The sequence below is a fragment of the Paraglaciecola chathamensis S18K6 genome (assembly GCA_000314955.1).
GTDB lineage: Bacteria > Pseudomonadota > Gammaproteobacteria > Enterobacterales > Alteromonadaceae > Paraglaciecola > Paraglaciecola chathamensis.
Genome location: BAEM01000041.1, coordinates 1 through 24,865, shown reverse-complemented (window position 1 = coordinate 24,865; position 24,865 = coordinate 1). Strand labels below are relative to the sequence as shown.

Below are 24,865 nucleotides of genomic sequence, written 5' to 3'. Positions count from 1 at the left end.
GAAACTGAGTTGCACAAGACGGACAGTGAAGGGAATGTTAGCTGCGGCACACGCAGCTTAGAAATCGCGGCAATTTTATAAAGAAGCCAGCCCCGAGTTAGCTGCGGCACACGCAGCTTAGAAAAATTGGCCGCACATATGATGCGCTGCTTTTGGGTTAGCTGCGGCACACGCAGCTTAGAAATGGCAAAGAAACGTTGTTATATCGTCCATGGGTTAGCTGCGGCACACGCAGCTTAGAAAATGCGGTGTGCCAGCAGGAACGCCAGCACGTGTTAGCTGCGGCACACGCAGCTTAGAAATGCCAAGTTCAACAACCGCGCAACAACAAGCAGTTAGCTGCGGCACACGCAGCTTAGAAATTTTATATGGGGCGCTTACACTTTGGGTGAATGTTAGCTGCGGCACACGCAGCTTAGAAAAGAAAGTGCAGGGTTAATGCGATGCATAGCCAGTTAGCTGCGGCACACGCAGCTTAGAAATTTATATGGGGCGCTTACACTTTGGGTGAATAGTTAGCTGCGGCACACGCAGCTTAGAAAGCAAAATGCCATCGTTCGAAGGTGTAACCGCAGTTAGCTGCGGCACACGCAGCTTAGAAACCGAAAATCAAAAGGGAAAGTAAATGGCGCACGTTAGCTGCGGCACACGCAGCTTAGAAAAAGCATGGCGCTATGCGTGGCGATTGGTGGGTGTTAGCTGCGGCACACGCAGCTTAGAAAACCCCAGTATTTATGCAAGAAAACACCCGCCCGTTAGCTGCGGCACACGCAGCTTAGAAATCAGAAAACTTCGCTGGGACCTGATTTTAATAGTTAGCTGCGGCACACGCAGCTTAGAAAGCAATAATGCAAGCATACGACACTGAACAGGGGTTAGCTGCGGCACACGCAGCTTAGAAAGTGATGAAGTTCTTCACACTCGTATGCAGCACGTTAGCTGCGGCACACGCAGCTTAGAAACATTCAAGAAAAACCGCGTACCTGCCCCCTTTGTTAGCTGCGGCACACGCAGCTTAGAAATAACCGCATATTTCAAACAGTCGGATAATCACGTTAGCTGCGGCACACGCAGCTTAGAAAACGACAAAATACAACACGCGATTAAGCTATTAGTTAGCTGCGGCACACGCAGCTTAGAAAAAACAGTTAACGTATGACATAGCGAACCTAGAGTTAGCTGCGGCACACGCAGCTTAGAAATTTCTGGTGGTAAGCCGAACTATGGAGCGCTAGTTAGCTGCGGCACACGCAGCTTAGAAAGAGTGAAATGAAAGCGCGTCTCACCCTGCTAGGTTAGCTGCGGCACACGCAGCTTAGAAAATGTTAGCGCATGGGCAATGCTTACTGATTTTGTTAGCTGCGGCACACGCAGCTTAGAAAGCCCAGTGCGGGACGATCCCATTACTGCTTGCGTTAGCTGCGGCACACGCAGCTTAGAAATGTAGGCGGCGAAAAGGCTTTATATGAAAACTGTTAGCTGCGGCACACGCAGCTTAGAAACGCTACAGCGGGCTTAAACACAGCTTTATAGCGTTAGCTGCGGCACACGCAGCTTAGAAAAAGCGCAAAAGAGGAATTCATAAACGCTTTGGGTTAGCTGCGGCACACGCAGCTTAGAAAAGCTATGACCATGCGCCACTGGCGTAAACCCTGTTAGCTGCGGCACACGCAGCTTAGAAATTTAGTGTCGTCTATGACTTTTAGCATTGCCTGTTAGCTGCGGCACACGCAGCTTAGAAAGACTGGTTGTACCGCTCAAGTATCTACACACTGTTAGCTGCGGCACACGCAGCTTAGAAAGACTGGTTGTACCGCTCAAGTATCTACACACTGTTAGCTGCGGCACACGCAGCTTAGAAAACCACATCAGCGATACCTGGCGCACCGAAAAAGTTAGCTGCGGCACACGCAGCTTAGAAACGAAGATATGCAGCGATATTATAATGTGGCGAGTTAGCTGCGGCACACGCAGCTTAGAAAAGTCTGGGCCGTCACAGGGAAACTAGGAGCAGGTTAGCTGCGGCACACGCAGCTTAGAAATCATGAAGCGTAGGTCTTTAGGAATAGGTATCGTTGGCTGCGGCACACGCAGCTTAGAAATTTCTGAGTTAGCTTGGCCTGAGTCTAAGCATGTTCGCTGCCGCACAGGCAGCTTAGAAATAAAAGGGTGCCTTCCTTGGCTGACGAGCTTGGTTCGCTGCCGTACAGGCAGCTTAGAAAAGTGGTCAATGTTGTGCAGCTGCTCGTCGTCCGTTCGCTGCCGCACAGGCAGCTTAGAAACTTTGGGGCTGGCTTCTTTATGAAGTTTCCACGTTAGCTGCGGCACACGCAGCTTAGAAATATGATTATTCAATAACGGAGTAAACACGTCCCTGATGATACTCACCCAGCCTGAGCGTCCTGCTCGGTCGTTCAATCGGGCGCAGCGGTGCTGCTAAAAATCATACTGAAGCTAGGGAGCGCGCAATTTTCTCGTTATTACAAGGCTAAAAAGTGATGACTAATCATTTTTTAAGCACTTAAAAATCGGCCGACTTGGGATAGAGAAATATTGATAAACACGTTAGTATGCGCTGCTTGTGAACTGTGCTTGGCGTGCTTAAACCCTTGGTTTGTTAAGCATGTCGCTTCATAATGAATACACTTAATTGTGCGGTTAGGTGTTGGGTGTCACAATTTTATAGCAAGTAAACTTACTTTTTCATTCAAGGCAGTATAGATGAAACTTAGTCCTCTTATTTTAGAGCTAATTAATGCGTTTAAAGTGTTACCTGGTGTGGGCCCAAAAAGTGCTCAGCGTATGGCGTTTCATTTATTAGAGCGAAATAGAAGCGGTGCCTTGCAGTTGAGCCAGGTGTTGCATAACGCCATGGAGCATGTGGGGCATTGCAAACAATGTCGTACTTTCACTGAAAGTGAATTATGTGAGATTTGCGCTCATCCTACGCGCAGTGAAGCAGGGACTTTGTGTATTGTTGAATCACCACAAGACGTGGTGGCAATTGAGCAAACTGCTGAGTTTAAAGGCTTGTACTTTGTGTTGATGGGGCACTTATCGCCTATCGACGGTATCGGCCCAAGTGAAATCGGTTTAGACGAGCTGGCCAATTTGCTCGACAATAAAGACTTAAATGAGGTGATCTTAGCCACTAACCCTACGGTTGAAGGTGAAGCGACTGCTCATTATATTGGTCAAATGTGTTCAGCTCGCGATATTCAAGCCACACGTTTAGCCCATGGTATGCCGGTAGGGGGCGAGTTAGAGTATGTTGATGGCAACACACTAACCCATGCCTTTGTCGGTCGAAGAAGCTTGTTATAAGCGAAAATATCGCACTTTTTTAACGGTCTTGTTCTTAGGCCGTTCAATATCTCATCGATAGTTACAATTTTTTCATGTTTTGTATTGAATTGCATTCAAGCGGCCTTATCTCCTTACACACAAACAGAAACCAACTAACTTAGGAGATACTTGTCCATGGCTGAAGTTGCCCATCAAGAAACTCATGGCTTTCAAACCGAAGTAAAACAATTACTTCAGTTGATGATCCATTCACTTTATTCGAATAAAGAAATATTTCTTCGTGAACTTGTTTCTAACGCTGCCGATGCAGCTGACAAATTACGATTCAAAGCGTTGTCTAACGACAGCCTATACGAAGGTGATGGCGATTTATGCGTTAAGTTAAGCATAGATAAAGACGCCGGCTCTATCACTATCAGTGACAACGGTATCGGTATGGACCGCGCCAGTGTTATTGAGCATTTAGGGACTATTGCAAAATCAGGTACGTCTGAATTTTTCAGCAATCTATCTGGCGACCAAGCGAAAGATTCACAGTTAATCGGTCAGTTTGGTGTTGGTTTTTACTCGGCATTTATTGTTGCTCAGAAAGTCGTTGTGCGCTCGCGCGCTGCCGGTGATGACGCAAGTAAGGGCGTTGAGTGGACTTCAGAAGGTGAAGGCGAGTTCACTGTTGCTGATATCGAAAAAGCAGATCGTGGTACTGAAATTACCTTGTTCTTGCGTGATGACGAAAAAGAGTTCGCCGATGACTGGCGTTTGCGCTCTATCGTAAGCAAATACTCTGATCACATCAGCATTCCTGTGATGATGTACAAAGAGGAAGTTCCTGAAAGCGAAGGCCCTGACGGCGAAAAAGTTCCTGCGCAGCCTGCAAAATGGGAAGCAGTAAACAAGGCAACAGCCCTGTGGACGCGTGATAAGTCAGAAGTAACTGACGACGAGTACAAAGAGTTTTACAAGCATATATCTCATGATTTTACTGATCCACTTGTATGGTCACATAACAAGGTTGAAGGTAAAACTGAATACAACAGCTTGCTGTATATCCCGGCTAAAGCGCCATTTGATATGTGGAACCGTGACCAAAAGCACGGGCTAAAATTATATGTACAGCGTGTATTCATCATGGATGACGCTGAACAGTTCATGCCTACTTACTTGCGTTTTGTTAAAGGCTTACTTGATTCAAACGATTTGCCATTGAACGTATCGCGCGAAATTTTGCAAGACAACAAAATTACCCAGGCTATTCGCCAAGGGTGTACGAAGCGTGTATTGCAGATGCTTGAACGCATGGCGAAAAACGACAGCGAAAAGTATCAAGGTTTCTGGGCTGAGTTCGGTAATGTCTTAAAAGAAGGCCCAGCGGAAGATCACGCAAACAAAGAGAAAATTGCTGGTCTAATGCGTTTTGCTTCAACTGACGGTGACAGTGACGCGCAAACAGTGTCGCTTGCAGATTACGTTAGTCGTATGAAAGACGGCCAAGACAAAATCTACTACATCACAGCCGATAGCTACAAAGCAGCGAAGTCTAGCCCACACCTAGAAATCTTCCGTAAGAAAGGCATTGAAGTATTGCTGATGTCAGACCGCGTCGATGAGTGGTTAATGTCACACCTTACCGAATTTGACGAGAAGTCATTCCAGTCAATTACTCACGGTGAGTTAGATTTAGGCGACTTAGACGACGAAGACAGCAAAAAAGCCCAAGAAGAAGCTGAAAAGCAAGTTGAAGGCTTAACTGAGCGCGTTAAAACGGTGTTAGGCGATAAAGTCGTTGAAGTGAAATTTACCCACCGCTTAACTGATTCACCTGCATGTATTGTTGCTGATGGCAGTGGCATGACCACGCAAATGATCAAGTTGATGCAAGCGGCAGGTCAACCAGTGCCTGAGGCTCAATATCATTTCGAATTGAACCCAGAGCATACCTTGGTGAAAATGCTTGCAGATGAGCAAGATGAAGAGCGTTTCGGACAGTGGACTGAAGTCTTATTTGACCAAGCGGCTTTGTCAGAACAAGGTAGCTTGAAAGACCCTGCAGCCTTTGTGCAGAAATTAAACACTCTACTAATGAATTTAGCAAAATAACGCTAAATTACTCAACATAACGTTAAAAAATGGGCTCTTTAGCCCATTTTTTGTGTATATTATGCATTAATAGAAGTTTATACATTTGACCTAAGACATACGTCTTATATGGCTTGTAACTAAAAGGCCGAATGTGTAAAGTTCGGCACAGAATTTTTTAACTTTAAACTTAAGGCGAGGGGAAAGAATATGCGTATTATTCTTCTTGGTGCTCCTGGTGCTGGTAAAGGCACTCAAGCTCAATTTTTAATGGGTAAATATGGCATTCCGCAGATTTCTACGGGTGATATGCTACGAGCAGCTATTAAAGCTGGCACCGAGCTAGGTAACGCGGCTAAGCGCGTTATGGATGAAGGTAAACTGGTTTCTGATGAGCTTATCATCGGATTGGTAAAAGAGCGCATTGCGCAAGAAGATTGCCAAGGCGGTTTCTTACTTGACGGTTTCCCGCGCACCATTCCTCAAGCTGATGCAATGAAAGAAGCAGGCATTAATGTCGATCACGTTATCGAGTTTGATGTACCGGATGAAGTGATTGTAGAGCGCATGGCTGGCCGCCGGGTTCACCCTGCATCAGGTCGTGTATATCACCTGAAATACAATCCACCTAAGAACGATGGTAAAGACGATGAAACCGGTGAAGACCTTGTTATCCGCGAAGATGACAAAGAAGAAACCGTTCGTCACCGCTTAAGTGTTTACCACGAGCAAACAAAGCCATTAGTGGATTATTACCAGAATGAAGCGAGCGAAAACAACTGCCAGTACCATAAAATTGATGGTACCAAAGGCGTTGATGTCGTAAGCCAGCAATTATCATCTTTACTTGGTTAATTCTCGCTATTTAAACGAATGATAGAAAACCCACTGAAAAGTGGGTTTTTTTATGTCTATAATCAGCCTACAACTGTTTCGAATAACGTAAAACGATAAACGTAAACACAATAATATAGGAACCTATTGCTCATGTTACACACACCAATTACTGCATTCTACGGCGGACTACTTGGGATAACCTTTATGTACCTGTCGATTCTTGTGATACAAGGTCGCAGATCAGGAAAAATCAGTTTAGGTGACGGAGGAGACAACCACTTTCTTGGTGTCATTCGTGCTCACGCCAATTTTGCAGAATATGTACCTTTGATTTTGGTGCTGATGTTAGTGGCTGAAATTAACCAAGCCCACTCAGCTGTATTACATAGTGCAGGGGTTGCATTGCTTATCGGTAGGTTAGTGCATGCCTATGGCCTTAAACATCACTCAGGGGCAAGCTGGCAACGTGTATCTGGTATGTTATTGACTTTCATCGCGCTGATTGGACTGTCGATACAGAACATAGTGTCTCTTTATTAAAAGCGTTTATTCTGGCGATTTAATGGAATTGATATAATACCATTCCACGTTAATAAGTGATCACTCAGCGAGAGTTTAAAAGGGCTTAAACAAGGCGCATGACTGAATGAATAGTTGTTCTCTTTCGAAGTCATGCAACGCAGTGTAAGCCCTTTTAAAACTCGCCTGAAAGGAATGCCCCAGCAGCTTTTGCTCTGCGTTCTCACTATTCGAAAGGGAACAACCATTACTTTATAGCGACGCCTTAATCAAAAACCGCTGGACGCATTCTGAGGGGGCACTTATTAATGCGGATTGGTATAAGACATAAAAAAACGGCGCTCACTAGGCGCCGTTTTGATTCACAGGGAACACATCAAATGTTAGCAGGGTTAATTACGACGCTTTGTTTCCGTCCTCAATTAACTTTTCGTTGCTGCTACCAATTTGAATGGTGCGCGGCTTTTTCGCTTCTGGCACCACACGCTCTAAATTAACGTGAAGTAAACCGTTTTCCATTTTGGCGTCGAGCACATTAACGTGGTCGCCTAACTGGAATTTGCGTTCAAAGTTACGTTCCGATATCCCTTTGTGAAGGAATTTTCGCTCTTCGTCTGAGGCAGCTGCTTTGTTGCCTGTGACTTTTAGGGTGTTTTCTTGCACCTCAATTGAGACTTCGTTTTCTGCGAAACCCGCAACCGCCATAGTGATGCGATACTTATCTTCGGCTATCAACTCAATGTTGTAGGGAGGGTAGCTAGATTGTTTTTCGTTACGAGATGCAGTGTCAATCATGGATGCCAAGTGGTCAAAACCAATGAATGAACGGTATAGTGGAGATAGATCGATATTACGCATTTTGCATATCCTCTTTATAAAGCAATATGTGATTAAAGTGTCCCGACTAGCGGCGACGTTAATTAAGTAACGCGTTCCTCGCGTAACCCTAAGGGCTTTGCAGTTTCCTGCCAGATCCGCTTCCTTTGAATCTGTGTCGACCCTTTCGGCGTCAACAAATACTATGTAGGGATAGGCACAACATTTTTCAATTAAAAAAATTAAATAAAGTTTGATTTTATTGTTAAGTAATTGATTTTTATATGTTTATTATTTTAAATAAATCAATAAAAAGCCCACTGAAAAGTGGGCTGTGATCGCTAAATGTCCACAGAGCTATTGTTTAACACCCTCTAGGTTCAACATAAGCTCAACATGGGTGGATGCAGGCCCAAGGTTGGTCATGATCCCGTAATCTGCCATGGCAATACGCGTGGTACCTGAGAAGCCGGCACGATATCCACCCCATGGATCTTTACCTTCGCCGATTTTCTCGGCCATGATGATGATAGGTTTGGTGATGCCGTGTAAGGTTAAGTTACCGAATATTTTTAAACGCTCTCCGCCTAAGCTTTCTACTTTGGTGCTGACAAAATTCGCAGTAGGGTATTTTTTAACATATAAAAAGTCTTCGCTGCGTATGTGTTTATCACGCTCAGCATGGTTTGAATCAACGCTGTCAGTATTAATATTCACTGAAATGGTAGACGCCTCAGGTTTAGCAGGATCATAGCTAAATTTACCGTCAAAGGTATTAAAGCGGCCAGTTAGCCAGGAATAACCTAGGTGCTGTATCTTAAAATTAATTGATGCATGCGCGCCTGTTGTATCCACTATATAGTCTGCGGCAAATGCTTTACTGGTTAATAAAGCGAGTAAACCAAATGCTAAAAGTGATCTTCTCATTTCTGTTCCTTTTGTTGTTTTAAGGTAAGCATTCTTACCGGAGTTGTGTCGTTATTAATAAAATGATGTTTGAATGCGGCTAACGCGTGCAAGCTAGCTAATCCAATCAGGGTATAGGCTAAGTATTCGTGAACTAATCCTGCTATATCCGCTTGGTCTTCAAATAAACGCCCAATGGAGCCCAATGTAAACCAGTTAAATACTTCAATACCTCGGTTGTCAGCAGTGGAAATCAAATATCCGCTAAAAAACATTGTGAAAATCAATAAATAGAGTAATACGTGCGCCACTTTAGCACCCTTTTTTTCCCATTTATTGCCTATTGCTTCAGGACTTGTTTGGCTGACTTTCCACGCAATACGTGCAGTGATTAGAGCAATCAGCAGTATGCCGACACTTTTATGGTAGTGGGGAGCATCGGTGTACCACGGGCTGTAGTAGTTCAGGTCAACCATCCACCATCCAAGGGCAAACATGCCTATTACGATGACAGCGCTGAACCAATGAAACAGTATACTGAGCCAACCATATTGTTGAGATGAATTTCTAAGCATTTCAAGCACCTAATCTAAACCAGATATACTATATCCTTCGTTTTATTTTATTAAAATGACGAAATTACGAAACTTTACATCTACTAATTCGAAGGGTTTAGTCCTTTGTTATAGCCAAGTATCGGGTAAACCTTTAACCAAAAGGGGTAGGGCGGGTTTGCTTACGTATGTGCTCATAATTAGCGAGGAAAATATGAGTGTAACCAAGTATTGCGAAGGGGAAATTACGCTCTTAACAGTTGCTACTTGTTAGGCAGCAACTGCCAAGGTAAATGTCATGACTTATACCAATCCGCATTAATAAGTGACCGCCTCAGAATGCGTCCAGCGGTTTTTGATTAAGGCGTCGCTATGTAGTAATGGTTGTTCCCTTTCAAATAGTGAGAACGCAGAGCAAAAGCCGCTGGGGCATTCCTTGTAGGCGAGTTTTAAAAGGACTTACACTGCGTTGCATGACTTCGAAAGAGAACAACTATTCATTCAGTCATACGCCTTGTTTAAGCCCTTTTAAACTCTCGCTGAGTGATCACTTATTAACGTGGAATGGTATTATTTGGCGTGACGGGCTTGCAGTACTTCAACAACGTCACTCAACGACAAATCACTTGCTTGTAACAGTACCAGTAAATGATAGAGCAAATCAGCGGACTCATTTTTAAGCTCATCTAAGTCTTTCACGGTGGCTGCTAGTGCTGTCTCAACGCCTTCTTCACCTACTTTTTGCGCGATACGCTTGATGCCTTTACTGTAAAGATGAGCTGTGTAGCTTGAATCAGGCGACGCGCCTTTACGTGAGGCAATAACTTGCTCTAGTTCAGCAATAAAGCTAACTGACGGCGATTTAGCATCAGCCCAGCAGGTTTCTGTGCCTAAGTGGCACGTTGGGCCATTTGGGTAGGCTAGGGCTAAAATCGAGTCTTTGTCACAATCAGCACTAAGCTCTACTAAGTCTAACGTGTGGCCTGAAGTTTCTCCTTTGGTCCACAAGCGCTGCTTAGAGCGACTAAAGAAAGTGACATGACGCGTTTCAAGGGTATGGTTGATTGCATCAGTGTTCATGTAGCCCTGCATTAACACCTTACCTGTGGTGGCATCTTGCACGATGCAGGGTAATAGGTTGTCCATTTTCTGCCAAGCCAATTGCTCGACGTTTTGCTTATTGATAATCATGTCTTTCTCGTATTCTTCTCAGGTAAATATTGTGCTTAGCAGTGCTCTATCGTTTAGCCTAGTTTACGCGATTATTAATCGCGTATGGCGACCTGCTGTTCACGTAAGTAGGTTTTTAATTCAGGGATGGGGATGATGCCCTTGTGAAACACGGATGCCGCCAGAGCACCGTTTACATCTGCTTGTTCAAATACATCTTTGAAATGCACTTTTTCGCCCGCACCGCCCGAAGCAATCAATGGAACCGCGCAGTTTTCACGAATAGCCGCAAGTTGAGTGATGTCGTAACCTTGGCGTACACCATCTTGATTCATACAGTTAAGTACAATTTCACCTGCGCCATGTTGCTGTACCTCTTTCACCCAGTCAGCCGTTTGCCAGCGGGTAATTTGCGTACGGCTTTCATCTCCCGTGTATTGATGAACTTGGTACTGGCCGGTTTCTTCATTAAAGAAACTATCGATACCGACTACCACGCATTGTTGACCGAAGGTGTCATGCAGTTCACGGATAAGTGCTGGGTTCGCAAGAGCAGGGGAGTTAATCGAAATTTTATCTGCACCCATTTCAAGAATGCGGCCAGCGTCTTCAACTGACTTTATTCCGCCAGCGACACAAAAAGGAATATCAATCACTTGCGCTATACGGGTTACCCAGCTTTTATCTACCACGCGCTGATCACTGGAAGCAGTGATATCATAAAAAACCAATTCGTCAGCACCTTGCTGAGCATAAAGCTCGGCCAGCGGCACAATCTCGCCAATGGTTTCGTGGTTACGAAACTTAACGCCTTTTACCACAAGACCATCACGAACATCTAAACAGGGAATAATGCGCCTAGCGAGCATAGTAAACCTTTTACCTTAATTATTTTACAAATGATTACGCCTACCGTTCAGCTGTAGGCGCCTTAACGTGGCTTATTTAACGCGCTTTAGCCAACCATGTACGTCAGGTGCTTTACCCCACTGAATATCATTCAGTGCTTGGCGTAATTTAGCTGTTGTAGGGCCGGCTTCGCCGCTACCTACCGTGTATTCTTTATCTTCATGTATAAAGGTTCCAACGGGGGTCAGTACAGCAGCTGTGCCTGATAACGCAGCTTCAACACCTGGTTTCGCCGCGCGCTCAAGTAGCTCGGCCACAGTGATATTACGCTCGCTGATGGTCATGCCCAAGTCTTTGGCTAAGGCCAAAATCGTGTTGCGGGTGACACCATGTAAAAAAGAAGAATCTAAGCCTTTGGTGATAATTTCATTGCCATCTATCAATAAAAAGTTGGCTGCGCCGGTTTCTTGCACATCGCCATTAGGGCAGAACAATATTTGGTCAGCATTGTGATCAACACGTGCTTTAGAAATCGGCCCAAGTGCACTGGCGTAGTTGCCACCACTCTTTATCATGCCCATATGCGGGGCACAGCGCATGCCAGTTTCATCAAGTAATAAACGCAACGCTTTCGCACCGCCAGTGAAGTAATCGCCCACAGGCGATAACAGTACATACAGCATTGAGTGCAATGATGGCACGGCAGCTTTGCCTATTGCCGCTTCAGTGCCGATATGAGTTGGGCGAATATACATAGAGCCTGGTGGGGCCGGTACATCGTCAACGTACTGAGCGACTATGTCTAAAATCATCTGGGCGACTTGCTCTTTATCGATTTCAGGCAATGACAGCAGGCGAGCACTTTGGGCAAAGCGTTCAATGTTTTGGTCCATGCGGAAAACATGCACACTACCGTCATCATGTTTGAATGCTTTTAAGCCTTCAAAGCAAGTGCTTGAGTAATGCAAAACATGTGCGCCAGGGTGTAAATTGATGCTATCTGCTGAAACGATTTTTGCGTCGCTCCATTGATTGTTTTCAAATGTAGTCAATGCCATTTCGGGCATGAAAACCGTACCAAATGCTGCCATCATTCTTTCCTAAATCGTGGGGTCACGGTGCAGCGCTATCACTGTTACCATGATCATTTACTGTTCAATCTATCAATTATTTAGTAAGCACAAGACGAGCGCAATCCTTTCACTGAAAACTATTGTTAGGGATCGTGTCAACCTGCTACATGAGGTACGTATCTACGTCACCGTCTAGGTTAATGCTTTACTACTTACTGTTGCTTACAACTGTTATTTACAACTGTTACTTACAACACTCACAACTGTTGCTTACAACTAGTACTCACTACTATTACGCACTGTGCTCTTACGCACTTTACTAGGCGACCGAATAACAGGCCGCATATACAGCAAAAAGTCGTTTAGCCTTGCCACCTTGCAATAGCTTGCTCGACGGTGAATTTACCTTCAAGCAAAGCACGGCCAAGAATAACCCCACTGACTTGGGTTGGCTTAAGCACTTCGATATCGTCTAAATTACCGATACCGCCAGATGCTTGCCATTCAATCGTCGGGAATTTGGCTGCCATCTCACTGTATAACTGATGATTGGCCCCTTGAAGAGTGCCGTCACGGCTGATGTCGGTACACAGCACATGTTTGGCCCCCACTGACAAAAAGTCTTCTAATAGGGCTTCTAATGATACCCCTGAGTTTTCTTGCCAGCCGTGGGTCGCAATAAACTTATTGCCTTGCTCGTCAATGTTAATATCAAGCGCCAATACTATGGCCTCACTGCCGTATTTGGTCACCCAGCCTTTCACCAATTCTGGCTCTTTGACAGCAAGTGAACCAATAACAACACGTTTTACCCCAAGTTCTAACAGTTGCGCCACGTCTTGTTCGCTACGAATACCGCCGCCTGCTTGAAATTGCATGCGCCCTGTGGCCACCATATCGCCGATTAGCTTCAACTGGCGCTTACTGGTGTCTTTTGCACCGGTTAAATCGACTATGTGTAACCACTTAGCGCCTTGGTCAGCGTAGCTATTAACCACGTCAATTGGGTTTAGTTCGTACTGGGTTTTTTGCTCGTAGTCGCCTTGATAAAGTCGAACTACTGAGCCTTCAATCAAATCTATTGCAGGAATAATCATAATCTGGTTTATAACTCGATAAAGTTTTTAAGAAGGGCAGCGCCAGCGTCGCTAGAGCGTTCTGGGTGAAATTGCACCCCGAAGAAATTGTCTTTGTGTAGCGCCGCTGAAAAAGGCATACCGTAGTCAGATTGCGCTAAGGTATGTTCACCCACTGCAACGGCAAAACTGTGCACAAAGTAAAAGTAACTGCCTGCATCAATGCCCTTAAATAAGGTGTTTTGCTCAACCGGGTACACTGTGTTCCACCCCATGTGAGGAAGGCGTAAATCACCTACCTGCATACGTTGTACGTCACCCGGGATCATACCTAAGCAAGGTGTGCTATCGACTAAGCTTTCCTCTGAGCGCTCAACCATAAGTTGCATACCCAAACAAATGCCTAACACAGGCTGGGTTAAGCCTTGAATACAAGACTTAAGCTGCTTAACTTCGATACTGGCCATGGCCGCGTTGGCACTGCCAACGCCGGGTAAAAACACTTTATCGGCTTTTTGAATGACCTGAACATCATCAGATACATCCACTTTTACCCCTAAGCGCTCAACGGCAAATTTTACTGATGAGATATTGGCGCAGCCTGTATTAACAATAACGATATTCTGCTTGCTACCAACCAAAGGTGCTGATGTGCTCACTATAGTGTTCCTTTGCTGCTGGGAAGGGCTTCACCGTTTTTCTGAATTGCTTGGCGCAGCGCGCGGCCAAACACTTTAAATAAGCTTTCTACCTGATGGTGTGCATTGCCCTCTGAAGTCGATAAGTGCAAAGACAAACCCATCGCTTGGGCAATAGAATAGAAGAAGTGCGGAACCATTTCGGTGGCCATTTCACCCACTGTATCACGGCTAAATTCAGCTTCGAATTTAAGGTGCGGACGGTTTGAAATATCCATAATGCACTCTGCACGGCACTCATCCATAGGTAGGGCAAATCCAAAACGGCCGATACCGCGTTTATCGCCTAATGCTTTTTTCAGCGCTTCACCGAGGGCGAGTGCTGTGTCTTCAACACTGTGGTGGTCGTCAATGTGTAAATCACCGTCAACACGCAGGTTAAGCTCAAAACCACCATGGGTGGCGATTTGATCTAACATATGATCGAAAAAGCCAATGCCGGTTTCAATGCTTGATTTGGCTTGAGAGTCTAAATCGACTTTAACGTGAATATCTGTCTCTGAGGTTTTACGCACCACTTCAGCAATACGACTTGATGCCAACAATTGCTTGGCAATCGACGGCCAGTCTTTTGTTTCGCGATCATAGCGGATACCCACAATGCCCATATTTTCAGCTAATTGAATATCGGTTTCACGATCGCCAATCACGAATGAGCGAGTGAAATCGATTTTACCTTGCTGTAAATAGTCTTTGACTAGTCCTAGGCTCGGCTTACGACAAGTGCAATTATCTTCAGGGAAATGAGGGCAGATAAGCACGTCATCAAAGACAATACCTTGGCTAGCAAAAATGCTCATCATTTTATCATGGGGTAAATCAAAATCGGCTTGAGGGAAGCTATCTGTGCCCAAACCGTCTTGGTTTGATACCATCACCAAACGAAAGCCCGCGTTTTGTAGCTGGGCTAATACTGGCATCACCATAGGCTCAAAAACCAGTTTTTCTAGGGTATCGAGTTGCTTATCGATGGGCGGCTCTTCAACTAACGTGCCGTCACGGTCGATGAATAAAATAGCTTGCTGACTTAGGCTCACGTTAGGCCTCCTGCGTAGATGTTTGAAGGGTGAAAAAACGACTGATTCCGCTCAGCAATTGTTTATTCTGTTCAAGGCTGCCCACGGTAATGCGTAGGCAGTTGTCTAAATTCACTTGTTTTGACTGGTCGCGGATCAAAATACCATTGGCGACCAAATGCGCCATTAACGCGCTCTTTTTCGGTGTACGAAATAGAATAAAATTAGCTTTATCGTCACCGACCAACGCAATATCGTTAAACGCCATTAACGCTTTTTTAAGCTCGGCTTTTTCGGCGTTTAACACGCCAACTTGTTGTGCAAGCGTTGCTAAGCCGTTTTGACCCAGGGCTTGAGCAGCAATTTGCGCCACAGGCTCTGGAATAGGATAGGGAGCAATCACTTTCATAAGCGCTTGAATGATCGGCGCTTGAGCCAGAGTAAACCCGCAACGTAAACCTGCTAAGGCAAACGCTTTAGACAGGGTGCGTAAAATGGCGATATTTGGATATTGGTTTAGCTGCGTTGCCCAGCTATTGTCTCGATCAAACTCAATATAGGCTTCATCAATCACCACAATTGCACTGTCAGCAAAGTGCTCAATCACCTCAAGCAACTGATTTTTATCAACACTGGTGCCAGTGGGGTTATTTGGCGAACAAATAAAGACCAAGTTCACCTTGCCTTTAAACGCTTTAATGGCCGCAACGTCGAGTGAAAAATCAGCATTAAGAGGGGCGCGCTCTATACCCACATCACAGGTTTCAGCGCTAATGGCATACATGCCGTATGTGGGTGGGCAAATAAGCACGCTGTCTTTACCTGGAGTACAAAAAGCGCGAATGAGTAATTCAATGCCTTCATCTGCACCGCGACTCACCAGTAGTTGGTCTGATTCTATGCCAGCGTATTGTGCGTAAGCATCGATGACAGCTGGTGGCTGACAATCAGGGTAGCGATTAAAACGCTGAGCATCGATGTCATACTCATTGGCAAAAGGTGACTCGTTGGCATTTAACCACGCTTGTTGTTTGTTGCCTGCACCAGAAAATAAACGACGTGCAGACTCATAGGGCTTAAGTCCCTTAATATTTTCGTTTAACAGCAAATCGATAAGGTTATTCACTGGCTCAGCCATTGTTTTGCTCCTGTTGACTATCAAGAGTCTCTAACCGCAACGCAACCGCTTGTTTGTGGGCGTCGAGGCCTTCCGCTTGGGCTAAATCCATGATGGCACTGCCAATGTTTTGAAGGCCACTGGCACTTAGCTCTTGCACTGTGTAGCGGCGAATAAAGTCTGCTAAGCCCAAACTTGAGTAGTTGCGGGCATAACCGTACGTGGGCAGTACGTGATTTGTCCCGCTGGCATAATCTCCAGCTGATTCAGGTGACCACTGACCAACGAAAATCGAGCCCGCGTTTTTAAGCTTAGGCAAACACGCTCGTGCGTTATCCACTTGCACAATTAAGTGTTCCGGGGCGTATTGGTTGCTTACTTCAATTGCGCTGTCTATAGAGTCCGTTAAAATATAACGGCTGTGCGCCATAGCTTTACGGGCGGTCTCCTGACGGCTAAGCGTGGCTAATTGACGCTCTACCTCTTGCTCTGTGGCTTGGATCAACGTTCGTGAGTCACTTACCAAAATGGCTTGTGAGTCAGCGCCGTGCTCTGCCTGCGACAGTAAATCGGAGGCAACAAATACCGGGTTAGCTTTACTATCAGCAATCACCAGTACTTCTGAGGGCCCGGCGGGCATATCAATCGCTGGCCCTGCAGGAATGCGGCTGACTTGCTGTTTGGCTTCGGTGACAAAACTATTGCCCGGGCCGAAGATTTTATCGACTTTCGCAATCGATTCCGTGCCCAGTGCCAGAGCGGCGATGGCTTGTGCACCGCCCACTAAATACACTTCGTTGATATCACATAAGCTAGCTGCGTAACGAATTTCAACTGGCACTTGACCCTGTTTATTCGGCGGGGTGCATAAAACCTTACGCGGGCAACCGGCAACCTGTGCGGTAGCACCTAACATGAGAACAGTAGAGATAAGCGGCGCACTGCCGCCAGGAATATACAAACCAACAGAATCTAGCGCTGCGTGCTTTAACTCGCACACCACGCCTGGCGCAGTTTCCACTTTTACATCTACAGGCTTTTGCGCACTGTGAAAGGCGTGAATATTGCCGTATGCCGTATCAATCGCGGCTTTCACATGCTCGCTGATGTCGTGCTGAGCATTGGCTAATTCAGTTGTGGATAAACTTAGCTCACCAAGTTCAACCCCATCAAAGCGTGCGGTTAATTCACGTAATGCGCTATCGCCGTTGTCGGCAACCTGCTGAATAATTTCAGCGACTGCATTGCTGAGTGTTTTGTTGTCCGCCATCGCTGGGCGGCTTAACAATGCCTGTTGTTGGCCTTCATCTAGGCCCGACCATGTTTGCATTTTCGTTCGTCTCACTGACCAATTAAAGGTATTCGTACTGCGTATTAGCTTGCTCAATTACACAATGAGTAACTGATCCACTAACCCATCATTTTTTCGATTGGCATCACCAATATCGAGCTACAGCCCAAGGCTTTAAGTTTTTCCATGGTTTCCCAAAACAGTGTTTCAGAGCTAACTACGTGCACGGCTACCGTGTCGTCGCTGCCTGCTAATGGCAATACTGTCGGGCTACCAGAACCAGGCAACAAGCTTTTCACTTGTTCAAGGTAAGTCTTAGGTGCATGCAGCATAATGTATTTGCTTTCTTTGGCCTGCATAACGCCGTCGATACGTGGCAAGAATGTGCTAACCAATTGGGCTTTTGCTTCAGGTAATTCACCTGCGCGCTGAATCAGAACGGCTTTTGATTGGAAGATTTCTTCTTCTTCTTTTAGCCCGTTTGCTTCAAGGGTGGCACCGGTTGAAACCAAGTCACAAATGGCATCGGCCACACCTGCTCGAGGAGCAACTTCAACAGAGCCTGTTAGCATAACGGCAGACGCGTTAACGTTGTTTTCTTTAAAGAAACGCTCAAGTAAGAAAGGGTAAGTTGTCGCTACTTTTTTGCCTTCTAACGATTGAACACCTTGGTAATCAAACTCATTCGGTACGGCGATAGACAAACGACATCCGCCGTAATCTAAGCGACGCAAGGTTTTAAATTCGAATTTTTTACCCGATGCTTGACGCTCAAGCATTTTCTCTTCTAATTCATTTTCACCAATGAAACCTAAGTCAACTACACCATCCATTACTAATCCTGGGATGTCGTCATCGCGAACACGAAGTAGGTCGATAGGTAAATTGGTCGCGTGAGCAATTAGCAAGCGGTCACGAATTTGCAGTTTAACGCCAATGGCTTTCAATAACGCAATGCTGTCGTCGCTTAAGCGACCTGATTTTTGAATTGCGATACGTAATCTGTTGCTGTCACTCATAAGTTGCTTGTCCTATTATCATTTGCGTTAATTCATCTTACCGATGCTCATGAATTATATATTTTTCAATGCCTTAAATGAAAAACCCCCGGAAGTTTCCTTCCGGGGGCTAGTTAATCGTTACGCCGCAGGAAGGAATCAATAGACCTTCCAGCACCAACCTGAAAGGTTATGCTAAATGATGGTGATGTTTCGCTGGCGTAATTGAGATAAACATTGTAATTCTTGGGCCGTGTTTCGACTGAGGGCGCAAACATTAGCTAATTGGCTTGCTTAATGCAATAGTAAACTTCTAACTTTTTGCGCTAATTTGTGGAAAAATGTTGCAAAGTGAAACAGGAATAAGTTACTGCTAAAAAGCATAATTTAAATGGGCTCAGTTTTGGCTTTTATACTTGCACTTAACAGCATATTCGGGTTAGCAGCTTTATGCAGGCGGGAACCTTGATGTGCATGTGTACTCTAACTTTACACGATAGGTAAGTAGTGCCACGACAGGCAATAAGCAACATTAGCTAACATGCATTAGATAGTAGAAGCGCTTTAGGGTCGTGTTGTAGTTTACGGATAACACTATTTAAAGGTAATGAACGGGAGAGAGTGATGTTGAATGACTTACTATTTTCGATTTTACCACGGGAAGGGAAATCACCGATTGCCCATGATGAACTCAAGGTCAAAAAAATTGATAAAAAGGATGCGTTGAAACGCATCGACGAAGATGACGAACCTTATCGCCCAGATAAAGACGATCCGCGAGAAAAAAGGCGTCAGCGCAACAATCAAGAAAGCCAATCTGCTACGCCAGATGCCACGGCAAAAAGCGCACAACACACCACAGAGAAAGCGCAGCCTAAAGAGCCTGACTCTGATGATCCTAAATTCATTGATATTGAGGTTTAACTTATGGCAACTGCAACGTGTTGGCAGTGCGGTACGTTTCTAGAACGTATAATTACCCCTGTATCTCGCCGTGAAGAATGCAGCCAGTGCAAAACGGACATACATGCGTGCAAAATGTGTCTTAATCACGATGCGCAAAATCGCACTGGGTGTGATGAAGAGCGCGCCGAATACATTGTTGACAAAGAGCGGGCAAATTTTTGCGAATATTTTGCGTTATCGAGCAGAGCGTTTGATGACACTAAGCTAGACAAACAGCGCAGAGCGAAAGCGCAACTTGCCGCTTTGTTTGGAGATGACACAGAAGATAATAGTGAAAGTCACACCAGTGAATCCCATGATCTGGACGGCGTCTCAGATTTAACAGAATACGAATCGCCCGCACAAGCCGCCGAACGTAAATTACGTGAGTTGCTGAATCAATAAAAAGCGACTCTTATACGGTAAATCCCACATAACGAGAGGCAGATTTCCGCTCTGCTTTCTCGTTCATCAACCTCTTGTTTACATTTCGTTTACTGATGTGATTTTAAATAATCATTTAAAATCAATTGGTTGAGTTTCTGATTGTGTATAACTTGTTTAAGCTATACACAACTATTTGACAAATCATAGGCAGTGCCTTAACTTATGTCTTATATAAGACATAATATTGAATTTAGTTAGCGTCTTTTTTATTACCTGTAGCCTTTCACCCTAGGAATGATTGTATGTCACTTAGTCAAAGCAAAATGCCAAAAGTCGGTTTCGGCCTTTGGAAAATCCCCCAAGATATTTGTGCAGATGCTGTTTACGAAGCCATCAAAGCTGGCTATCGCCATTTAGACAGCGCTTGTGATTACGGTAACGAAGTGCAAGTTGGTCAAGGGATTAAGCGCGCCATCGACGAAGGACTGTGTACTCGAGAAGATCTTTGGATCACTTCCAAGTTATGGAATACCTATCATGCTAAAGAGCATGTGCAACAAGCAATTGAACGCTCATTGTCAGATCTTCAATTAGAATATTTAGACTTGTACTTGATTCATTTCCCTATCGCTCAGCCATTCGTTGCCTTCGACGATCGTTATCCGCCTGAGTGGATCACTGACCCGAGCGCCGAAAACCCTAAAATGGAATTGGCTCCGGTACCTTTGTTCGAAACATGGCAAGCCATGGAAGCCTTGGTCGAAAAAGGCCTTACCAAGGAAATCGGTGTTTGTAACTACAACACAGGTTTGTTAAACGATTTGATGGCCTACGCCAAAATCAAGCCAGCCATGTTGCAAGTAGAATCACACCCGTATTTGACGCAAGAACGTTTGATGAAATTGGCCAAGCAGTACGACATTCAAGTGACAGCCTTTTCACCACTTGGCGCCTTGTCATACCTTGAACTAGATATGGCAGGCGCTGCTGAATCTGTGCTTGAGCAAAGCGTTGTTAAAGCCGCGGCCCAGCGTTTAGGCAAAACAGCTGCTCAAGTCGTACTTCGTTGGGGCGTTCAACGGGGCAATGCGATTATTCCTAAAACCTCTAAACCTGAGCGTTTAGCTGAAAACTTAGCCATTTTTGACTTCGAATTGTCGCAGCAAGAAATGGACGATATCAATGCCTTGAACAGCAACCGCCGTTTTAATGATCCTGGCCATTTCTGTGCAGAAGCATTTAATACTTTCTATCCAATCTACGATTAGGGTGTAATTATGTCAGAACAAGCGATTAACTATGTTGATGTGCCTCATCAACTCAAAAGCGGTGATTCAGTTTTTCCTCGAGTCGTACTAAACGACGGCTCTTTGCAGACTTTAGATGAATGCGCCGCATGGATTGAACAAAATAAAGCCGCACTTGAAGCTGAACTAAAAGAGTCAGGGGCGATTTTGTTCCGTGGTTTCCCACTTAATTCAGCTGAAACCTTTGATGAGTTTTCGAATGCGTTTGGTTACCCAAACTTTACGTATAAAGAATCCTTGTCAAACGCGGTGCGTATTAATTTCACTGAGCGCGTGTTTACCGCCAATGAAGCGCCTAAACATGTAGAAATATTTTTGCATCACGAAATGGCTCAAACGCCTATTTCACCAAGTAAGGTATTTTTCTTCTGCAAAACAGCTGCGGACGAGGGCGGAGCAACGCCTATTTGCCGGTCTGATTTGTTGTTCGCTGAGCTAAAAGCGCAGCAACCTGCGTTAGCACAAGACTTTATCAATAAAGGCTTGAAATACACTACGCACATGCCAAGCGAAAATGACGTGAATTCTGGTCAAGGTCGTAGCTGGAAAAGCACGCTAAGTGTTGAAAGCCAAGCAGAAGCAGAAGCTAAGCTAAAAGAGCTCGGCTATAGCTGGGAATGGACAGAAGATGGTGGTTTACGTGCTACTACGCCAGTTTTACCAGCCGTTGTTAAGCTAGAAAACGGTAAAGAAGTTTTCTACAACCAACTTATTGCCGCGTTCATGGGCTGGAAGGGCGTACGTGAAAATCCTTCAAGTGCGATTACTTTTGGTGATGGCAGTGCGATCCCTGTTGAAGGTTTGCAATTGGCAACGGATTTAGCCAAAGACTACACCTTTGATCTGCCTTGGCAGGACGGTGATGTTGCCTTGGTTGATAACTACATGAGTATGCACGGACGTCGTTCATATTCAGGTGAGCGCAAGCGTGAAGTTCTTGTCGCATTAGCCATGGATTAATTACGCACTTCTCGTAATACATCTTAACAATCTTAAACGCCCACCTAAATTCAGGTAGTGATAAATATGGATAAAATAAAAACATTGCTACCTGGCATTATGGTGGCGACAACTGTGGGCATGGCGGCGCTTTTTTTAAGCGACCATTACGGCGCGCCCGCCATGTTATTTGCCTTATTGTTAGGCATCGCCATGTCTTTTTTACATCAAGGCACTCAATGTAAAACCGGTATTGAATTTACCGCCAGTACCATACTACGTATTGGCGTTGCGCTACTTGGATTACGCATTGCCTTTGGGGATTTAATCGCACTGGGTTGGAAAACAGGCCTATTGCTCGTGGTGGCCATAATGAGCACCATTTTGCTCGGCATGGTGCTGGCAAAAGCGTTTGGTTTACAGAAACGTTTTGGCGTACTGACAGGCGGAGCCGTAGGAATTTGCGGCGCGTCAGCTGCAATGGCTATCTCTGCCGTGTTGCCTGAAGGTAAAGACAAAGATCGTGACACTCTATTAACCATTATTGGCGTGACGGCACTATCGACTATGGCGATGGTGGTTTATCCCATTATAGCTGGCATGTTAGGGCTCGATGAAACTGCCACCAGTATTTTCCTTGGAGGCACTATTCATGACGTAGCTCAAGTGGTGGGTGCAGGATATTCGGTGTCAGAGCAAACTGGCGTGTTAGCAACGCTGACCAAACTGGTTCGTGTGGCCTTATTGATGCCGGTGGTGGTGTGTATTTTGTTAGTGCTGCGGATGAATATCGATAAAACCAGTAATGCAAAAGCACCAGGTATTCCCTTGTTTTTAATCGGTTTTGTTATTTTAATGAGCATCAATAGCGTGGTAGCCTTGCCTGAGGCATTGACCAAATTATCTACCGATATCTCACGTTTTGCATTAGTCATCGCTATCGCGGCGATTGGTATGAAATCTAATTTAAGTCAATTATTGACGGTTGGTTTCAAACCTATTTTATTGCTGATGCTAGAAACGGCATGGATCGCTGGACTGATATTGGTATGCCTTCCTTATCTTTAAATTTTCTTAAAAGAGGTGATGTCATGAAACCAGCACAGGCCAAGCCTGAGTCTATTTTTTCTTCTGCCAATGAGCCTTCGGCAATTTCCAATGATTCAAATACCGAATCTGTTTCAAATGTATCTTTATCTGACGCAGCGTCTTCATCCCTAGCACACGAGGCGAGTGCGTCTCGTGGCTTATCGCGTCGTCGCTTTATATTAGGACTTGGCGCATTCGCTGGGGCGCAAAGCTTATTAGCGCCAATTCTTCCTTCCGGTATGATTTCAAGTGCGTTTGCGCAAACAAATAGCCCGTCCACTATTGTGGGAAAAAGTGCGGGCTTGGTGGTGTTGAATGACCGGCCTATTAATGCAGAAACCCCTGCTCATATGTTGGATGACAAGATCACCAAAGCAGAAAATATGTTTGTGCGTAACAATGGTATTCCGCCTAGTGAAATAGACTCTCAGAATTGGGTGTTAACCATAGAGGGAGAGTCAGCCAAGCAGCGCAAACAATATAGTCTGGCAGATTTAAAGCAAAAGTTTACTCATCATAGTTACCAACTGACACTAGAGTGCGGCGGGAATGGGCGTGCCGAGTTCAGCCCAGGTGCCAAAGGCAACCAGTGGACCACAGGGGCGGTAGCATGCCCGAAATGGACCGGCGTACGCTTAGCCGATGTGCTTAAGGACGTAGGAATAAAAGACAGCGCGGTTTACATTGGTTACTACGGTAAAGACACGCACATCAGCGGCGATCCAAGCAAAGAAGCTATCTCCCGTGGCGTTCCTATTAACAAAGCGTTAGAAGAAGAAAACCTCATTGCTTGGGCGATGAATGATGCGGATATTCCGCTGATGAACGGACATCCACTGCGTTTGGTGATAGGCGGGTGGCCTGCATCTACCTCGGGAAAATGGCTTGAGCGCATTGTGATACGTGACCAAGTTCATGATGGAGCGAAAATGGCGGCACCTGCATATCGCGTACCTTGTGAGCCGGTTGCGCCGGGTAGCAAAGTCGCGGATGAAGACATGTGTATTATTCACGCTATGCCTGTTAAGTCGCTTATTACGTTTCCTAAATCGGGGGAAAACCATAAACAGTCTGATGCATTTGCCGTACGCGGGCATGCGTGGGCAGGTGATAAAAGCGTAAAGCAGGTTCAGATCTCTACTGACTTTGGTCAAACCTGGCAACAAGCTAAGGTTGAAAAACCGGTTAATCGCAATGCTTGGCAGCAATGGCAAAGTGAAATTCATTTTCCCAGCAAAGGCTACTTTGAAGTTTGGGCTAAGGCGACAGACAGTGATGGCGTCAGTCAGCCTATGATTTTGCCGGGCTGGAACCCCAAAGGATATTTAAACAATGCGTGCCATCGCGTTGCTGTGCAGGTGGTATGAGCATGCTGGGTTTAAAATTTGAATCTCTGCCTGCTAAACGCTTGCTCGCAGGGCTAATATGTTTTTATATGACGTGCACTTTGCCAGCGTGGGCTAGTGAGCCGGCAGATAAAGCACAAATCGATTCAGCATCTGGGCTCGTGATACAGCCCGGGTTTGAAATGGTGAGGGCCCACTGTACTGCCTGTCATTCTGCTAAATTGGTGACTCAAAACCACATGAGTAGAGAGCGCTGGCTAAGTACAATTCGCTGGATGCAGAAAACCCAAAATTTGTGGCCTCTGCCTCAAGAGGACGAAATACTCGATTATCTAAGTGCTAACTATGGTGAGCGAGATATGGGCCGAAGGGCACTGCTACCAGCGCATTTAATGCCGAAAAGTTGAGGATATACCAATCCGCATTAATAAGTGACCGTCTCAGAATGCGTCCAGCGGTTTTTTGATTAAGGCGTCGCTATGAAGTAATGGTTGTTCCCTTTCAAATAGTGAGAACGCAGAGCAAAAGCCGCTGGGGCATTCCTTACAGG

Annotated in this window: 23 protein-coding genes, 1 CRISPR repeat array and 1 other annotated feature; of the genes, 11 read left to right on the top strand and 12 right to left on the bottom strand. The window is 45.3% G+C overall.

Going from position 1 to position 24,865, the window contains the following annotated elements; all coding sequences use genetic code 11:
- Positions 1-36 precede the first annotated feature (36 nt).
- Positions 37-2,342: a CRISPR direct-repeat array (repeat unit 28 nt; unit sequence GTTAGCTGCGGCACACGCAGCTTAGAAA).
- Positions 2,343-2,721: 379 nt separating this feature from the next.
- The 4 genes from recR to GCHA_RS15110 all read left to right on the top strand — a co-directional run bounded on the left by recR (position 2,722) and on the right by GCHA_RS15110 (position 6,759).
- Entirely contained in the window at positions 2,722-3,324 is a 603-nt protein-coding gene (recR, locus tag GCHA_RS15125; RefSeq protein WP_007989723.1) for a recombination mediator RecR, read from the top strand.
- A 156-nt stretch (positions 3,325-3,480) separates the two neighbouring features.
- The gene (gene htpG / locus GCHA_RS15120; RefSeq protein ID WP_007989721.1) at positions 3,481-5,403 is read left to right on the top strand and encodes a molecular chaperone HtpG; all 1,923 of its coding nucleotides are present in this window, start codon (positions 3,481-3,483) and stop codon (positions 5,401-5,403) included.
- 189 nt (positions 5,404-5,592) lie between these two features.
- The gene (gene adk, locus GCHA_RS15115) at positions 5,593-6,237 is read left to right on the top strand and encodes an adenylate kinase (RefSeq protein ID WP_007989718.1); all 645 of its coding nucleotides are present in this window, start codon (positions 5,593-5,595) and stop codon (positions 6,235-6,237) included.
- Between the two features lie 132 nt (positions 6,238-6,369).
- Positions 6,370-6,759 carry an MAPEG family protein gene (locus tag GCHA_RS15110; RefSeq protein WP_007989714.1) on the top strand — a complete coding sequence of 130 codons (390 nt, stop codon included), beginning with the start codon at positions 6,370-6,372 and terminating at the stop codon, positions 6,757-6,759.
- A gap of 375 nt (positions 6,760-7,134) precedes the next feature.
- On the opposite strand, the gene GCHA_RS15105 is transcribed toward GCHA_RS15110, so the two are convergent.
- From GCHA_RS15105 to hisG, 12 genes are all read right to left on the bottom strand, one after another.
- Positions 7,135-7,596, bottom strand: coding sequence for an Hsp20 family protein (locus tag GCHA_RS15105; RefSeq protein ID WP_007989710.1), 462 nt, complete (start codon positions 7,594-7,596; stop codon positions 7,135-7,137).
- 315 nt (positions 7,597-7,911) lie between these two features.
- Complete coding sequence (locus GCHA_RS15100) at positions 7,912-8,481, bottom strand: YceI family protein (protein ID WP_007989708.1); 570 nt, start codon at positions 8,479-8,481, stop codon at positions 7,912-7,914.
- Positions 8,478-9,035, bottom strand: a complete 558-nt coding sequence (locus GCHA_RS15095; protein WP_007989706.1) for a cytochrome b — start codon at positions 9,033-9,035, stop codon at positions 8,478-8,480. The genes GCHA_RS15100 and GCHA_RS15095 overlap by 4 nt, the downstream gene beginning before the upstream one ends.
- Positions 9,036-9,584: 549 nt before the next feature.
- The gene (hisIE, locus tag GCHA_RS15090) at positions 9,585-10,205 is read right to left on the bottom strand and encodes a bifunctional phosphoribosyl-AMP cyclohydrolase/phosphoribosyl-ATP diphosphatase HisIE (RefSeq protein WP_007989704.1); all 621 of its coding nucleotides are present in this window, start codon (positions 10,203-10,205) and stop codon (positions 9,585-9,587) included.
- A gap of 74 nt (positions 10,206-10,279) precedes the next feature.
- Positions 10,280-11,053, bottom strand: a complete 774-nt coding sequence (hisF, locus tag GCHA_RS15085) for an imidazole glycerol phosphate synthase subunit HisF (protein ID WP_007989702.1) — start codon at positions 11,051-11,053, stop codon at positions 10,280-10,282.
- 72 nt (positions 11,054-11,125) lie between these two features.
- Positions 11,126-12,124 carry a branched-chain amino acid aminotransferase gene (locus GCHA_RS15080; RefSeq protein ID WP_007989701.1) on the bottom strand — a complete coding sequence of 333 codons (999 nt, stop codon included), beginning with the start codon at positions 12,122-12,124 and terminating at the stop codon, positions 11,126-11,128.
- A 344-nt stretch (positions 12,125-12,468) separates the two neighbouring features.
- Positions 12,469-13,203: a 1-(5-phosphoribosyl)-5-[(5-phosphoribosylamino)methylideneamino]imidazole-4-carboxamide isomerase gene (hisA, locus tag GCHA_RS15075; protein WP_007989700.1), complete on the bottom strand. Its 735-nt coding sequence runs from the start codon at positions 13,201-13,203 to the stop codon at positions 12,469-12,471.
- A gap of 8 nt (positions 13,204-13,211) precedes the next feature.
- The gene (gene hisH / locus GCHA_RS15070; RefSeq protein WP_007989699.1) at positions 13,212-13,841 is read right to left on the bottom strand and encodes an imidazole glycerol phosphate synthase subunit HisH; all 630 of its coding nucleotides are present in this window, start codon (positions 13,839-13,841) and stop codon (positions 13,212-13,214) included.
- The gene (hisB, locus tag GCHA_RS15065; protein WP_007989698.1) at positions 13,841-14,917 is read right to left on the bottom strand and encodes a bifunctional histidinol-phosphatase/imidazoleglycerol-phosphate dehydratase HisB; all 1,077 of its coding nucleotides are present in this window, start codon (positions 14,915-14,917) and stop codon (positions 13,841-13,843) included. Before hisB ends, hisH begins: the two co-directional genes overlap by 1 nt.
- Before the next feature lies 1 nt (position 14,918).
- Positions 14,919-16,034 carry a histidinol-phosphate transaminase gene (hisC, locus tag GCHA_RS15060; protein WP_007989697.1) on the bottom strand — a complete coding sequence of 372 codons (1,116 nt, stop codon included), beginning with the start codon at positions 16,032-16,034 and terminating at the stop codon, positions 14,919-14,921.
- Positions 16,027-17,343: a histidinol dehydrogenase gene (hisD, locus tag GCHA_RS15055; RefSeq protein ID WP_007989696.1), complete on the bottom strand. Its 1,317-nt coding sequence runs from the start codon at positions 17,341-17,343 to the stop codon at positions 16,027-16,029. The genes hisC and hisD overlap by 8 nt, the downstream gene beginning before the upstream one ends.
- Positions 17,344-17,423: 80 nt before the next feature.
- The gene (hisG, locus tag GCHA_RS15050; RefSeq protein WP_007989695.1) at positions 17,424-18,323 is read right to left on the bottom strand and encodes an ATP phosphoribosyltransferase; all 900 of its coding nucleotides are present in this window, start codon (positions 18,321-18,323) and stop codon (positions 17,424-17,426) included.
- 80 nt (positions 18,324-18,403) lie between these two features.
- Positions 18,404-18,517: a sequence feature (His leader region), on the bottom strand.
- 409 nt (positions 18,518-18,926) lie between these two features.
- Between hisG and GCHA_RS15045 the strand changes: the two genes are divergently transcribed.
- The 7 genes from GCHA_RS15045 to GCHA_RS15015 all read left to right on the top strand — a co-directional run bounded on the left by GCHA_RS15045 (position 18,927) and on the right by GCHA_RS15015 (position 24,722).
- Positions 18,927-19,226, top strand: a complete 300-nt coding sequence (locus GCHA_RS15045; RefSeq protein ID WP_007989694.1) for a hypothetical protein — start codon at positions 18,927-18,929, stop codon at positions 19,224-19,226.
- A 3-nt stretch (positions 19,227-19,229) separates the two neighbouring features.
- Complete coding sequence (locus GCHA_RS15040) at positions 19,230-19,652, top strand: hypothetical protein (RefSeq protein WP_007989693.1); 423 nt, start codon at positions 19,230-19,232, stop codon at positions 19,650-19,652.
- A gap of 284 nt (positions 19,653-19,936) precedes the next feature.
- Positions 19,937-20,902 (top strand): aldo/keto reductase, encoded by a 966-nt coding sequence (locus tag GCHA_RS15035; protein ID WP_007989692.1) that lies wholly within the window; start codon positions 19,937-19,939, stop codon positions 20,900-20,902.
- Positions 20,903-20,911: 9 nt separating this feature from the next.
- Positions 20,912-21,901, top strand: coding sequence for a TauD/TfdA family dioxygenase (locus tag GCHA_RS15030; RefSeq protein ID WP_007989691.1), 990 nt, complete (start codon positions 20,912-20,914; stop codon positions 21,899-21,901).
- 66 nt (positions 21,902-21,967) lie between these two features.
- Entirely contained in the window at positions 21,968-22,948 is a 981-nt protein-coding gene (locus tag GCHA_RS15025; protein ID WP_007989690.1) for a YeiH family protein, read from the top strand.
- 23 nt (positions 22,949-22,971) lie between these two features.
- Positions 22,972-24,336, top strand: coding sequence for a sulfite oxidase (locus GCHA_RS15020; protein WP_007989689.1), 1,365 nt, complete (start codon positions 22,972-22,974; stop codon positions 24,334-24,336).
- 2 nt (positions 24,337-24,338) lie between these two features.
- Positions 24,339-24,722 carry a hypothetical protein gene (locus GCHA_RS15015; protein ID WP_007989688.1) on the top strand — a complete coding sequence of 128 codons (384 nt, stop codon included), beginning with the start codon at positions 24,339-24,341 and terminating at the stop codon, positions 24,720-24,722.
- Positions 24,723-24,865 lie beyond the last annotated feature (143 nt).

Excerpts from the sequence above, each read along its gene's own strand:
- GCHA_RS15105 (WP_007989710.1), bottom strand. The coding sequence starts at position 7,596 with ATGCGTAATATCGATCTATCTCCACTATACCGTTCATTCATTGGTTTT.
- GCHA_RS15015 (WP_007989688.1), top strand. The coding sequence starts at position 24,339 with ATGCTGGGTTTAAAATTTGAATCTCTGCCTGCTAAACGCTTGCTCGCA.
- adk (WP_007989718.1), top strand. The coding sequence starts at position 5,593 with ATGCGTATTATTCTTCTTGGTGCTCCTGGTGCTGGTAAAGGCACTCAA.
- GCHA_RS15080 (WP_007989701.1), bottom strand. The coding sequence starts at position 12,124 with ATGGCAGCATTTGGTACGGTTTTCATGCCCGAAATGGCATTGACTACA.
- GCHA_RS15110 (WP_007989714.1), top strand. The coding sequence starts at position 6,370 with ATGTTACACACACCAATTACTGCATTCTACGGCGGACTACTTGGGATA.
- hisA (WP_007989700.1), bottom strand. The coding sequence starts at position 13,203 with ATGATTATTCCTGCAATAGATTTGATTGAAGGCTCAGTAGTTCGACTT.
- hisD (WP_007989696.1), bottom strand. The coding sequence starts at position 17,343 with ATGCAAACATGGTCGGGCCTAGATGAAGGCCAACAACAGGCATTGTTA.
- recR (WP_007989723.1), top strand. The coding sequence starts at position 2,722 with ATGAAACTTAGTCCTCTTATTTTAGAGCTAATTAATGCGTTTAAAGTG.
- hisC (WP_007989697.1), bottom strand. The coding sequence starts at position 16,034 with ATGGCTGAGCCAGTGAATAACCTTATCGATTTGCTGTTAAACGAAAAT.
- GCHA_RS15040 (WP_007989693.1), top strand. The coding sequence starts at position 19,230 with ATGGCAACTGCAACGTGTTGGCAGTGCGGTACGTTTCTAGAACGTATA.
- hisIE (WP_007989704.1), bottom strand. The coding sequence starts at position 10,205 with ATGATTATCAATAAGCAAAACGTCGAGCAATTGGCTTGGCAGAAAATG.
- GCHA_RS15030 (WP_007989691.1), top strand. The coding sequence starts at position 20,912 with ATGTCAGAACAAGCGATTAACTATGTTGATGTGCCTCATCAACTCAAA.
- hisG (WP_007989695.1), bottom strand. The coding sequence starts at position 18,323 with ATGAGTGACAGCAACAGATTACGTATCGCAATTCAAAAATCAGGTCGC.
- GCHA_RS15100 (WP_007989708.1), bottom strand. The coding sequence starts at position 8,481 with ATGAGAAGATCACTTTTAGCATTTGGTTTACTCGCTTTATTAACCAGT.
- GCHA_RS15035 (WP_007989692.1), top strand. The coding sequence starts at position 19,937 with ATGTCACTTAGTCAAAGCAAAATGCCAAAAGTCGGTTTCGGCCTTTGG.
- GCHA_RS15025 (WP_007989690.1), top strand. The coding sequence starts at position 21,968 with ATGGATAAAATAAAAACATTGCTACCTGGCATTATGGTGGCGACAACT.
- GCHA_RS15020 (WP_007989689.1), top strand. The coding sequence starts at position 22,972 with ATGAAACCAGCACAGGCCAAGCCTGAGTCTATTTTTTCTTCTGCCAAT.
- htpG (WP_007989721.1), top strand. The coding sequence starts at position 3,481 with ATGGCTGAAGTTGCCCATCAAGAAACTCATGGCTTTCAAACCGAAGTA.
- GCHA_RS15045 (WP_007989694.1), top strand. The coding sequence starts at position 18,927 with ATGTTGAATGACTTACTATTTTCGATTTTACCACGGGAAGGGAAATCA.
- GCHA_RS15095 (WP_007989706.1), bottom strand. The coding sequence starts at position 9,035 with ATGCTTAGAAATTCATCTCAACAATATGGTTGGCTCAGTATACTGTTT.
- hisF (WP_007989702.1), bottom strand. The coding sequence starts at position 11,053 with ATGCTCGCTAGGCGCATTATTCCCTGTTTAGATGTTCGTGATGGTCTT.